Consider the following 12244-nt stretch of genomic DNA (forward strand, 5'->3'; position numbering starts at 1 on the left):
AATAAAGAGCTGAACCCGCAATCGGGCAGCTCTTTTCTATCTTCTTACTAACAAAATTATAGATACTTAACCCATATCCATTAAAAAAATGAAAATGTAAGGATAAATACCTATACGTTCAATTTAGAACTGTAATATAATACATTAACTTTAATGGATTTAACTAGATGCATGAACCTTACTAGCATAATTATAAAGAAGGGTTAATGTATGGAATGTCTGATCCATTTTTGAAAGTAAGGCTTCCCCGTCTTGTAGAATTTGGTCATGATTCGGGATGTGGATCCCACAAAGTAATTCTGCTTTTTTTATATCTTTCAAACGGGTAGTCATTTTAGAAAACGTTTCTTCATCAACCTCAGAATGAGGGATAGCGTCTGGCTTCGTATGATCCACTGACCATACGAAATCGTCTGGAATCTGTTTAAGGACCTCACCCTGATGTTCACTAAGTATTTTTGCAAAATCCTTCTTAATTGGCGATTCATAAATCACTGCAAACCATACGAAGAGATGACTCTCAAACAAACCGATTTGAAAGTGTGGAAGCTTTTTGTACCCACGTTTACTGTTTGCGAAAGCTACCCAGGTATCATCCGGGGGATTCACTGTTCTCCTCGCATGTTTAGCCGTATGATAAAACATCTCATCACCCGTGGCTGCAGATAGTGTCGGGGCAAAATATCCACCTAAATTTTCAAGCTTTGGCCGAATTTGGTTTTGTATAGCTTCCATTCTTGCATCAAGCCCTTGAATATTGAATACATTGAAATCCTGTTCTGTAAAACCATTGAAATTCATGCGATTCACCTCGTTGTGTATATAAAATGAGTGTAGCATACGAATATTGTCTATCAAAATGTTAAACAGATTCAGGTAAATATATAAGTTGAAAAAGTGGGAAGCTAAAAAAGAACAGCGGAATTGCACGCGAATATTTCAGAATAGTATGATAAAAACAAGCTTTGAAGTGTAAACAAAGTTAAAAGAAAAGGAGTGTGAGTTACCATGAAACAAGTGATTCAAACGCTGAAATTAACGGAAGCTGAGCGTCGAATCCCAGTTCTTCGACTCGAAATCGATTATGAATTGGCAACTCTACACGAGGCACTCGTAGCGAAAAATACTGAACAAATCAAACGATCAAAGAAAAAATTAGAACGATTGAGACAAGAAATGTTACAATTAGAGGCATAATAATTGTAAATAGATAGAACGAACCTTTTACTTGCAGGGTTCGTTTTTTATGGACGCTTAGAGACAATGCATTTATGCTATAAATACAAAATACATACTGGACCGCACTTAAAAGGAGTGAGGATGTGGCTATCAATTGGGATGATATACGGGATCAAGCCGTGTCATGGGCAAATGAAGCTGGGGATGTGATCCGCAAATCTTTCGAGAAGGAATTGACTGTGGAAACGAAGTCGAATGCGGATGATCTGGTAACAAACATGGATCGTGAAGTAGAACAATATTTGATTGATAAAATAAGTGAAACATACCCACAACATAAAATATTAGGAGAAGAAGGCGTGGGTGAGGAAGTTACATCTTTGGATGGAACTGTCTGGATCATCGACCCGATTGATGGAACGATGAATTTTGTCCATCAGCAAACGAATTTTGCCATTTCTATTGGTGTATATCACGAGGGGATCGGAATGGTAGGCGTCATATATAATGTCATTTATGATGAAATGTTTCATGCTGTGAAGGATGACGGTGCCTATCTGAATAATGTAAAACTCCCTGATCTTGAGGAAGTTCCTATCGAAAAATCGATCATTGCCATCAATGCAACTTGGATTACGAGGAACAAGCGAATTGATCCAGCGCGGTTAATACCAGTGGTTGATCGCTGCAGAGGGACACGGTCGTACGGATCAGCAGCCATCGAGCTCGCATTCGTAGCCGCTGGACGGTTGGATGCCTATATTACGATGCGCTTATCACCATGGGATTTCGCTGCAGGAAAGATTTTGATAGAAGAAGTAGGAGGGCGTGTCACGAATTTGGATGGTAAACCTTTAGACATGCTGGGCAAGAATTCGATATTCGCAGGTAAATCAGGTCTCCATGAACAGATACTTGATGAATACCTTACAAATGATTGAACGGAAATTGACTGAAGATGATTTTGAAGTGATCACGGAATGGCTTGAACAATCACCAGAATGGCTATCTGAAGAAGGATTATTAAAGAAAGAAATGGACCTTCAGAGGACAAAGGTATGGATGTCCCTTTATGACAAATATGATGGGAACTGGTTGATGTGGGAGGAAAATCATTCTCTCAAGGGGATCAGCTTTCATATCATAAACGCACCCTCAAACAATAAACCTTGGATTGGCATGATCATGGTGAACCCTGAATATAGGGGTAATGGGTATGGAAGTTCGATAGTGCATCACTTATGCAAGAGATTGGAACTGAAGGGCTATAATATCGTATTTACTGCATGTCCGTTCCAACGTGTGGGATGGCTTCGTTTTCTCGCTACGTGTGGTTTTGAACAAATTGGCACCGAGACTACCTCAACAGATAAAAGATATATCAAATTAGCCAAGCCACTATAAATAAAGGCTGTTTTCGCAAACGTTGTTGCTCTTGCACTTAAAGAAAGTATAAAATACTTTCTTCAGTATAAGGGCAACTAAGGCTCGACCACAAGGATTTTTAAAATGACTCAAAAGCAACACTCTTTAAGAAAAGTGCCTGAATAAAAAACAGGGAATTTCCTGATCGGTCTAAAATTCAAAATCCGATCGAAGGTAATTCCCTGTTTTCATTTTGTTTTTGTCATACTTTATTGCTGATATTTTGGAAGACGCCTTCTTCAAAGGTTATTCTGGTTTTCATCTCTGAATTTTTTCTTCAGTTTGAATCCTATCCCCATAAGAATGAAAGTAGCGGCCAGTGCAACAAATGCCAGCAGGATGCTTTGTTCCCCAATGGCTACACCAATCAATGCGATATTAAAAGTCACTAAAACCGAAATTAAAATGAATATGATGGATTGTTTATTCATGTTTCAACCTCCTAGAACCCAGTGTATCGGAAAATGAGTGAAAGAAAAAGTTTATTATTTATGTTATAATAGGAAAGTTGAATTTAATTAGGTTGACACCATTAAGAAGATGTTCAAAAAGTCATCAACGATAATGTTTATATACAGTGTGATTCACCACTTTTTGAACACACATATTAAGGAGAGATTGAAGTGAATCTTCGAGAAGAACTACGCAATATAGCGATCATTGCCCACGTAGACCACGGGAAAACAACATTGGTCGATCAGATGCTCCATCAATCAGGAACGTTCAGAGATAATGAACAGGTTAGTGAGCGTGCGATGGATTCCAATGATTTGGAAAAAGAACGTGGAATTACGATTTTGGCTAAAAATACAGCAATCAATTATAAGGAAAAGCGGATCAACATCATGGATACACCTGGACACGCAGATTTCGGTGGTGAAGTCGAACGTATCATGAAAATGGTAGACGGTGTTTTACTTCTTGTTGATGCGTATGAAGGATGTATGCCGCAGACACGTTTCGTGTTGAAAAAAGCACTTGAGCAGAAATTGACACCGATCGTGGTCGTCAATAAAATCGATCGCCCATTTGCTCGTCCGGTTGAAGTTGTAGATGAAGTCCTTGATCTATTCATCGAGTTAGGTGCAGACGATGATCAACTTGAATTCCCAGTCGTTTATGCATCTGCATTGAATGGTACAGCTAGCATTGATCCTGAACAACAGGATGATAACATGAACGCGATTTTCGAATCGATTCTGGAACATATCCCAGCACCAGTGGATACGAGTGAAGAACCGTTGCAATTCCAGGTATCGTTATTGGATTACAATGACTACTTAGGGCGTATCGGAATCGGACGTGTATTCAGAGGAACGATCAAAGTTGGACAACATGTCGCATTGATGAAATTGGATGGTTCTGTCAAGAAATTCCGCGTTACGAAACTATTCGGCTTCCTTGGATTGAAACGCGTTGAGATTCAAGAAGCGAAGTCCGGTGACTTAGTAGCTGTATCCGGAATGGAAGAAATTAATGTTGGGGAAACGGTTTGTCCTGAAGACAACCAGGATCCGCTTCCAATTCTTCGAATCGATGAACCAACCATCCAAATGACTTTCCTTGTAAACAACAGCCCATTTGCTGGCCGGGAAGGAAAATATTTAACAAGCCGCAAAATCGAAGAGAGACTAAATCAGCAACTTGAGACCGATGTCAGCTTACGAGTTGAAAATACGGATTCTCCTGATGTATGGACTGTTTCAGGACGCGGAGAACTTCATCTATCGATTTTGATCGAAAATATGAGAAGAGAAGGCTACGAACTACAGGTATCTAAACCTGTTGTCATCATCCGGGAGATCGATGGACAAAAATGTGAGCCCGTCGAACGTGTGCAAATCGATGTGCCTGAAGAGCATACTGGTGCGATCATGGAGTCGCTTGGTGAACGTAAAGGCGAAATGGTCAACATGGTCAATCATGGCAACGGCCAAGTAAGACTAGAATTCCTAGTCCCTGCCCGTGGATTGATCGGTTATACGACAGAGTTTTTGACGTTGACTCGTGGATATGGGATTTTGAATCATTCCTTCGACAGCTATCAGCCTTATATCCAGGCAAAAATTGGCGGTCGTCGTGAAGGTGTTCTCGTTTCGATGGAATCCGGTAAAGCTTCTCAATATGGAATTATTAACGTCGAAGATCGGGGAACAATTTTTGTTGAACCTGGAACAGAAATTTATGAAGGTATGATCGTTGGAGAACACAATCGGGAAAATGACATCACAGTCAACTTGACAAAAGTAAAACAACTGACAAATATGCGTTCAGCAGGTAAAGACAATACTGTATCGATGAAGAAGGCTCGTGTGATGACACTTGAAGAAGCTCTTGAATATTTGAATGATGATGAGTATTGTGAAGTCACACCAGAATCCATTCGTTTGCGGAAAAAAATTCTTGATAAGAATGAACGTGAACGGTTAGAGAAGAAGAAAAAGCTGGCACAGCAAAATTCTTGATGAGAAAAGGAGACGGTACCATTGGAAGTAGATATCAACGAACGTCTTCAGTTCTTTGCTAAACTTTACAATGTCGATACGAATCCTGAAGTCGGTATGTGGTTTTTATATTTGACCGTACTACTATTATCGATCGTCGTTTTCAAGCTTGGTTTTTCACGGAAATTACCATTGTTGAAAGCGGCAGTGGTTTATATATTCCTTGGACTCGGTTGTACGGTCCTGACTTTTTTTGCTGTATTCCTTCCTGTAACAGAAGGGTTAATGGTTGCAGCAGCGATTTTGATCATTTATAAAATCAGATTAAATCAATCAAAAAAAGAAGAACAAAAAGAACAAAGCCAATAAATAATTAAAGGGACTGACTTGATTTTAAGTCAGTCCCTTTTTAAACTTAAAGGAAAGCTCTAAAAGATTGTTGCTTTTGAGTCATTTTTCAAAAAATCACCTTGTGCAAGTTGATTGGAGTGCAAGGTGCGAGACTCCTGCGGGCTCATCGCACGCCCCGCGGAATGCGAGCATCCTGGAGCGGAAATCAACGACTTTAAGAAAACTTGGCGAGACCAAGCCTTTTGTAGGTCGAGCCTTAGTTGCCCTTATACTGAAGAAAGTATTTTTTACTTTCTTTAAGTGCAAGAGCAACAACGTTTGCGAAAACAGCCTAAAGGAAAGTTGTAATCGGAGGTATTTGATGAATTTACAAGATGCTTTGTATAATTGGCTTACAATCAAGAAGGTTTCTGATGAAAGAAAAGACGACCAAGCTGCAAAAGATACGTTGGATTTCTTTGAAGAAATCCTTAGGGATGATCATGCAGTTAACGACATTCAAATTGAACAGGAACCCCCCTTTTATATCATCCACTATAAAATAGAGGGTAAAAACTACAAAAAGCAGTTTCCGATCGAATTAATCGATGCGTTATATGAATCGATCGAATCTGAACCTAAATATAATTGATTAATTACCACGTTTCTTCTTTAGAGGAATGGCGGTAGGTTACAAAGTTTCCTGATGTCTTCCGATCTTCTGTCCGTTCTTTTATCCTTGAATGGCAAGACTCACACATGTATGTGTGTATCGGTCTGTTTCTTAGTTTCTTAGCTAAAGGGCTTTGATCTTCGAGTTTTTCGATTTTATCACATAAGACACATTTGACACGCATTTTGTCCACCTCTTTCTACAACAAGTATACCATGAAGGTGGTAACGTATAAACTACTCGGTGAAGGTGTTGAGGGTCATCTGTAGAAGGTATATATATCATTGATCGATCAACACTATATTAGATTGAAATGATAGTTCATTATTGAGGATCAATTGGCATTTATCATGTTAAGAAAACTTGGCAAAGTCAAGCCTTAGCGCAGGTTGAGCAGTAGTTACCCTTGTATTGACGAAAGTATTAATACGTTCTTTAAATGGAAGAAAAGGAGCTGGTAAGATGGCAACGAAAAGTTTATCATCGTTGAACGAAACCCAATTTCGCTTACTACAAAAAGAGTGCTATGTAATAGTAAATACTGTTGATCCTGTTAAACATACTCCATATGTCAATGCTATCTCCTGGGTATATGCCCCTGATGTCGAAACAATCGTATTTGCTGTGGATTCCCGCTCAAAAGCGGTCACTAACATCAAGTCGAATGAAAACATTTCTATTACGTTGATTGAAGACGAAACCACCTCTGTCATTAATGGAAAAGCTCAAGTTGTACAGGAACGAATGGACTCCGTACCGATTAAACTGTCAATGATCAAAGTGCAAATTTCAGAAATAAGAGATGCTATGTTTTATGGGGCAAAGATATCTCAGCCGCCTCAATATGAAAAGACCTATGATGCCCGGGCTGCAGCACGACTTGATAAGCAAGTCATGAATGCTTTGAAAGAAAACTGAATCTGGATGGCGGAAACTTCTGAAGGAAAAGTGACTCACGTTTCGAGGTTAACGACTATAAGAATGAAATAATAAAAAACGGCTGTCCATAAAGTGTTTGATACTTTTTGGAACGGCCGTTTTAAATTCCTGAGGGTATTTATCTAGTTTCTTTAATTTTATTTGGATCGCTAGGTGTGCTTTTTCCTTGTTTTTGCTGTTGATTTTGAAGGTTTTTCTCTTCGTTTTTAGGAATGCTCTTATCATTTTTACGCACCGGATCTGGTTCTTTTTTGTTGATTTGACCCGGAATCTCTGGCATAAGCCGACCTGTGATGGCTGCTAGTTCTTCAAGTAGGCCGCCGACAGGTTGACCCGCACTGATTTGTTTACCCATTTCTTGCAAACGTGCATATATGTCTGGATCAGCTGTTATGACAGCATTAGCGCCATAAGGGTCGTGTTGAAGAGCTTCAGCTACACTATACTTGATTGACCCTACTCTGGATCGGTCGATATGATCAGCAACATCGATTCCGACCACTGCATACTTTCCGAGGACGACTGCAGTCGCATCCTTGACATCAGGTTCCCTTGTCGCAATATCTACAAGCCGTTTTGAGATTTGTCTAGAGCTCTTACGCTCATCTTTGTTATATTCGACACTTTGCTTTACTTGAACTCGTTTTTCATCATTACCTAAGCTTTCGTCATTTTTATTATTTTGACATGAGATCAACAGTACCACACAAAGCATAACCAAGAAATAAGGAAGTTTCCGCAACGTTGTTCATCCTTTCATATAACTCAAGTTACGGTTATTCTTCGTATATTCTTCTAACTTTATTCAAATAGACATAGGTTATTGTGAGAGCACATGCCTTCAATAAAAAAGGGTTGAGCCAAAGTGAAACACCCTAGGTTCAGCCCTCAGGTTTTTTATTTTGCCGGTTTCCACATAAATTGTTGTCTTTGAGTTTGCGAACGTTTTCGAATCAAATCCAGCACCTACCCCAAAAACAAAAAAGCTATATTACAATGATCCGGTTGATGTCCCGGACAGGATCGTTTTGGTTGGAGCCATCTCCATGATAAAAATGGACCGGTCCATCTGTTAGTGGTTTTCCATTAAGTGAAAAACCTAGAATCCCACTTTTAGCTTCTTCTATCGTGAGGGATATAACCTTATCTGTAGATGTATGCAATTCAATGGCTTCGGCATTCGTTGGTTTTGCATTTTCGAGGAAAGGATTTAACGGGATACCATAGGATTTTGTGAATAACTCATCCTTATTAAACCGAATCTTATTTTCGTTTGTTCGAGTAGGGACTTTGGCTCCTTCCGTCCTCTCCCTGTCCCAATGCTGGGACACGTCTTTCGTATATGAATCTTCATGCTCGATTTTTTCTTCGTTGAAATATGTACTTAAATCAACTTTTCTATCATCAAAAATCCAGACACCTGGATCCAGTGTGATTGGGTATGAGACCTTTCCTTTAATCAAAACGATGGATTCCATCTTATTCACTCCTTAAAAAAATTCAGTATTAAGTATAACGTTCCCTCTTCATTTTGTCACATTAGGGTATAGTACTACTAATAGAAGAAATGACCATTGTAATTTTAGTAGCAGCTGATGATTTGGAGGTGCTCGTATTTCATGTATTGCGAAACAGATGAGGAATTATTAGAACTAGTTGAGCGTGCTAGAAAATACACAGATCAAGGAAAAGTTGCAAGTTATATCCCTGCATTGGAAAGAGCGGATCAAAGTGATTTATCGCTTGCTCTCTACTATACGAATGATAAATGTGTCAAGGCTGGCGATGTTGAAAAGAAGTTCACTCTGCAAAGTGTGTCGAAAGTGTTGGCTCTGGCCCTGGCAATCATGGACCGTGGAGAATATGAAGTTTTCCAGAAAGTGGGGATGGAACCTACTGGAGATCCATTCAATTCAATTGCGAAGTTGGAAACACAAGTACCAGCAAAGCCTTTGAATCCAATGATCAATGCTGGAGCTTTAGTGGTGACAAGCATGATTTACGGTAATTCAGTCCATGAAAAGCTTGGGAGGTTATTAGCTCTCGTTCATGATATGACCAATAATTCAAGTATCGATATAGACGAAGAAGTTGCCCGATCGGAATTTGACACGGCTAACCTTAACCGTTCGTTATGTTATTTCATGAAACAGCATAGCATCGTCCATGGCGATGTAGACGAATTGATCGAGTTATACACGAAGCAGTGTGCGATACAAGTGACTTGTGTGGATTTGGCTCGGATCGGGATGATCCTTGCAAACAAAGGACTGGATCCTGAGACTAACCGCAGAATCCTGCCTGAGAGGATTGCTACCATTGTCAAGACATTCATGGTGACATGTGGAATGTATAATGCATCAGGGGAATTTGCAATTCAGGTTGGAATTCCATCAAAAAGCGGTGTTTCTGGAGCAATTCTTGGTCTTGTTCCACCATCGATAGGAATAGGTGTATATGGCCCTGCGCTGAATGATAAAGGTAACAGTATTGGTGGTGTGAAATTGCTTGAAATGCTTTCCCAACGTTACGACTTAAGCATATTTTAAGCGGATGCTGTTTGATTTGTGTTGCAATTTAGGCTTTTAAACGATAGTATAGGTAATAGAGAGAGGCACTTGGAACGGAGGGATTCGATTTGTCGACTGAGTTGGTTACCGGTCATCGTGAAAAAGCATTTGCATTGCTTCAAGCGGATGCTGAAAAGATACTTAAATTGATTGAGGTTCAGATGGAAAACTTGACGATGCCGCAATGCCCTCTCTATGAGGAAGTCCTTGACACTCAAATGTTCGGACTTTCCAGAGAGATAGATTTTGCAGTCCGTTTGGATTTGATTGAAGCTGAGCAAGGAAAGGCGTTACTAGAATCGCTTGAACGTCAACTGACAGCTTTACATGATGCTTGGTCTAAATGATGGCATGGTCAAAGTTCATCTATATAAATAAAGCTCAAACTATCGTATGATGGTTTGAGTTTTTTACTTTCGTTGTTTTCGCAAACTTTGTTGCTCTTGCACTTAAAGGAATTATAAGGGCAACTAAGGCTCGACCTACAAAAGGCTTGGTCTCGCCAAGTTTTCTTTAAAAGTGGTTGATATCCGCTCCAGGATGCTCGCTTTCCGCGGGGCGTGCGATGGGCCCACTTGTCGCCTTGCGACCTCGGAAGTCTCCTTTTCAAGGAAGCATTTGTGCTCTTGCGTCTACTAGAAAGTCCTTTCGAAGCAAGCTTCCTCGTCGCATGCCTTGCGAGGAGATGATTCAGGTAGTAGGCACACTGATCCCGCAGGACAAGGAAAGGTTCGGCAGCGTTATATCGCACGAAGAAAATGCGATTTTCATATTCGAGGAGTCTTGCACCTTGTTCTCCAATCAACTTGCACAAGGTGAGTTTTTAAAATGACTCAAAAGCAACAATCTTTTAGAAAAGAGCCAAGAAAAACGGTTCTCATGCTCAGGAAGCATGAGAACCGTCCCCAGAGGAGGATGCATATCGTTTTGCTAATTGTTCTTGTACTATTTCCGTTAGCTACGTTCATACATGAACTTGGCCATTATCTTACTGCTCGTCTCACCGGGCTCAAAGATTCACGGATGCAACTCGGTATAGGTCCGCGGGTTTTACATATCAATAATCAGTTTCTTTGTATCGAATACCGCTTGTTTTATTTTATTGGTGCTCATACATTATCAGGGGAAATGGATGAAACAAGCTCACTCAATCGTTTCCTCATCACTTTAAATGGACCTTTGATCAATGCAGTTACTGCTTTCTTTATTTTCGGTTTCTATCCTATGGATTTTTCATCCATTTTAGATAAAGCTCTCTCAATATTTGCTTACATTAACATATGGATCGCTATTGGGAATCTACTCCCTTATAAAATCAAAGGGCGGAAATCTGACGGCTTTATTCTATTGGAAAGTTTATGGAGTATTATTACAAACCCTAGACAAATCTAGGAATTCTTCCTTTCTAGGAAGGAAAAATGTCGTTTTACTCGAATAGTTTTGGATATAACAAATCATTGTGAGGGTTGCCCATCATGTTCAAAAAAATGTTTAAAAACTATGATTATTCAATGATAGCGGTTGTACTGGCTTTATGTACAATCGGTCTCGTGATGGTGTACAGTGCCAGTATGATTATTGCGGTTACACAGTATGGATTCCAAAGTGACCATTTTTTCAAGAAACATTTCGTCTGGGTCTTGCTTGGCATTATCGCATTTTTCATATTCATGATTTTACCATATAAGATGTACCAGAAGTTGATCGTACCAATAACCCTTGCGATGCTCGGTTCGTTAATTCTGGTGAAATTCATAGGATCCGAGGTGAATGGAGCGAAAGCATGGTTTTCAGTCGGTGGATTCAGTATCCAACCAGCTGAATATGCTAAGATCGGGATCATCATTTATTTGGCATCCGTCTTTTCGAAGAAACAGGATTACATATCGGATTTCAAGACTGGTGTAGTCCCGCCATTAATTGTTTTATCACTTGTCTGCTCGCTCGTCTTCATTCAACCGGATCTAGGTGGTATGTTGGTCATTGCGATGTCTGCTGCAGTGATCCTTTTATGTTCCGGAATGAAATGGACACATTTATCGATGATGGCAGGCAGCCTTGGGTTATTAGGGTTTATCGGGTATAAATTTTTATTGACACAAGAACAATTATCACGATTTGCTGCTGCTTACCGGCCCTTTGATGATCCATCAGGTGATGGTATGCAGTTGATCAATGGATACCTGGCATTGGGTACTGGTGGTTTGTTTGGTAAAGGATTGGGTCAAAGCATCCAGAAATATGGCTTCCTGCCCCATCCGCATACTGACTTCATCATTGCCATCATTGCTGAAGAATTAGGCTTTATCGGAGTATTGGTTATCATTTTGATGATCATGTTCCTCGTTTTTAAAGGGATATATGTTGGATTGCATTGTAAAGATGCATTCGGCAGCCTTTTGGCGATCGGGATATCCGGCATGATCGGAATCCAGACCATTGTCAATCTTGGAGCAGCTTCAGGGACACTTCCGCTTACTGGTGTAACATTACCATTCATCAGTTATGGAGGTTCCTCACTTATATTACTTATGATCAGTATGGGAATACTTGTGAACATATCGATGTTTGTAAAATATCGTAAACAGCAAAATCCTCCTGCTGATCAATCCCACCCTATGCCACAGCAACGTACCAAGTTGAAAGTCGTTTCACAGCAACGTTAACCACAAACTAGGGAGGAA

At 39.9% G+C, this 12244-nt stretch carries 16 protein-coding genes; 11 read left to right on the top strand and 5 right to left on the bottom strand.

The window, feature by feature from the left end; all coding sequences use genetic code 11:
- Positions 1–159: 159 nt before the first annotated feature.
- A complete protein-coding gene (locus tag N8M93_RS17160) occupies positions 160–801 on the bottom strand; it encodes a YktB family protein (RefSeq protein ID WP_261133840.1) in 642 nt (213 codons plus the stop codon).
- A gap of 207 nt (positions 802–1008) precedes the next feature.
- On the opposite strand from N8M93_RS17160, the gene N8M93_RS17165 reads away from it, so the two are divergent.
- The 3 genes from N8M93_RS17165 to N8M93_RS17175 all read left to right on the top strand — a co-directional run bounded on the left by N8M93_RS17165 (position 1009) and on the right by N8M93_RS17175 (position 2583).
- Positions 1009–1197: a hypothetical protein gene (locus tag N8M93_RS17165; protein ID WP_221563994.1), complete on the top strand. Its 189-nt coding sequence runs from the start codon at positions 1009–1011 to the stop codon at positions 1195–1197.
- Between the two features lie 125 nt (positions 1198–1322).
- Positions 1323–2120: an inositol monophosphatase family protein gene (locus N8M93_RS17170; protein WP_396125656.1), complete on the top strand. Its 798-nt coding sequence runs from the start codon at positions 1323–1325 to the stop codon at positions 2118–2120.
- Entirely contained in the window at positions 2098–2583 is a 486-nt protein-coding gene (locus N8M93_RS17175; RefSeq protein ID WP_261133841.1) for a GNAT family N-acetyltransferase, read from the top strand. Before N8M93_RS17170 ends, N8M93_RS17175 begins: the two co-directional genes overlap by 23 nt.
- A 260-nt stretch (positions 2584–2843) precedes the next feature.
- Here the strand turns inward: N8M93_RS17175 and N8M93_RS17180 are convergent, their stop codons facing one another.
- A complete protein-coding gene (locus tag N8M93_RS17180) occupies positions 2844–3035 on the bottom strand; it encodes a YlaF family protein (protein WP_261133842.1) in 192 nt (63 codons plus the stop codon).
- A 192-nt stretch (positions 3036–3227) separates the two neighbouring features.
- On the opposite strand from N8M93_RS17180, the gene typA reads away from it, so the two are divergent.
- The 3 genes from typA (at position 3228) to N8M93_RS17195 (ending at position 6030) form a co-directional block, all read left to right on the top strand.
- Entirely contained in the window at positions 3228–5069 is a 1842-nt protein-coding gene (gene typA / locus N8M93_RS17185) for a translational GTPase TypA (protein WP_261133843.1), read from the top strand.
- Between the two features lie 21 nt (positions 5070–5090).
- Positions 5091–5417, top strand: coding sequence for a YlaH-like family protein (locus tag N8M93_RS17190; protein WP_261133844.1), 327 nt, complete (start codon positions 5091–5093; stop codon positions 5415–5417).
- Between the two features lie 343 nt (positions 5418–5760).
- A complete protein-coding gene (locus N8M93_RS17195; protein ID WP_261133845.1) occupies positions 5761–6030 on the top strand; it encodes a hypothetical protein in 270 nt (89 codons plus the stop codon).
- A gap of 4 nt (positions 6031–6034) precedes the next feature.
- On the opposite strand, the gene N8M93_RS17200 is transcribed toward N8M93_RS17195, so the two are convergent.
- Complete coding sequence (locus tag N8M93_RS17200) at positions 6035–6235, bottom strand: YlaI family protein (RefSeq protein ID WP_261133846.1); 201 nt, start codon at positions 6233–6235, stop codon at positions 6035–6037.
- Positions 6236–6513: 278 nt separating this feature from the next.
- On the opposite strand from N8M93_RS17200, the gene N8M93_RS17205 reads away from it, so the two are divergent.
- Positions 6514–6969, top strand: coding sequence for a pyridoxamine 5'-phosphate oxidase family protein (locus N8M93_RS17205; RefSeq protein ID WP_261133847.1), 456 nt, complete (start codon positions 6514–6516; stop codon positions 6967–6969).
- A gap of 139 nt (positions 6970–7108) precedes the next feature.
- On the opposite strand, the gene N8M93_RS17210 is transcribed toward N8M93_RS17205, so the two are convergent.
- A complete protein-coding gene (locus N8M93_RS17210) occupies positions 7109–7732 on the bottom strand; it encodes a YhcN/YlaJ family sporulation lipoprotein (RefSeq protein WP_261133848.1) in 624 nt (207 codons plus the stop codon).
- Between the two features lie 244 nt (positions 7733–7976).
- The gene (locus N8M93_RS17215) at positions 7977–8468 is read right to left on the bottom strand and encodes a peptidyl-prolyl cis-trans isomerase (RefSeq protein WP_261133849.1); all 492 of its coding nucleotides are present in this window, start codon (positions 8466–8468) and stop codon (positions 7977–7979) included.
- A 141-nt stretch (positions 8469–8609) separates the two neighbouring features.
- On the opposite strand from N8M93_RS17215, the gene glsA reads away from it, so the two are divergent.
- The 4 genes from glsA to ftsW all read left to right on the top strand — a co-directional run bounded on the left by glsA (position 8610) and on the right by ftsW (position 12226).
- A complete protein-coding gene (gene glsA / locus N8M93_RS17220; protein WP_261133850.1) occupies positions 8610–9539 on the top strand; it encodes a glutaminase A in 930 nt (309 codons plus the stop codon).
- A gap of 89 nt (positions 9540–9628) precedes the next feature.
- Positions 9629–9907: a YlaN family protein gene (locus N8M93_RS17225; protein WP_261133851.1), complete on the top strand. Its 279-nt coding sequence runs from the start codon at positions 9629–9631 to the stop codon at positions 9905–9907.
- 568 nt (positions 9908–10475) lie between these two features.
- Positions 10476–10952 (top strand): site-2 protease family protein, encoded by a 477-nt coding sequence (locus tag N8M93_RS17230; protein WP_261133852.1) that lies wholly within the window; start codon positions 10476–10478, stop codon positions 10950–10952.
- Positions 10953–11035: 83 nt separating this feature from the next.
- Positions 11036–12226 carry a putative lipid II flippase FtsW gene (gene ftsW, locus N8M93_RS17235; protein ID WP_261133853.1) on the top strand — a complete coding sequence of 397 codons (1191 nt, stop codon included), beginning with the start codon at positions 11036–11038 and terminating at the stop codon, positions 12224–12226.
- Positions 12227–12244 lie beyond the last annotated feature (18 nt).

Source organism: Bacillus sp. Marseille-Q3570, assembly GCF_946151055.1.
Taxonomy (GTDB): domain Bacteria; phylum Bacillota; class Bacilli; order Bacillales; family Fictibacillaceae; genus Pseudalkalibacillus.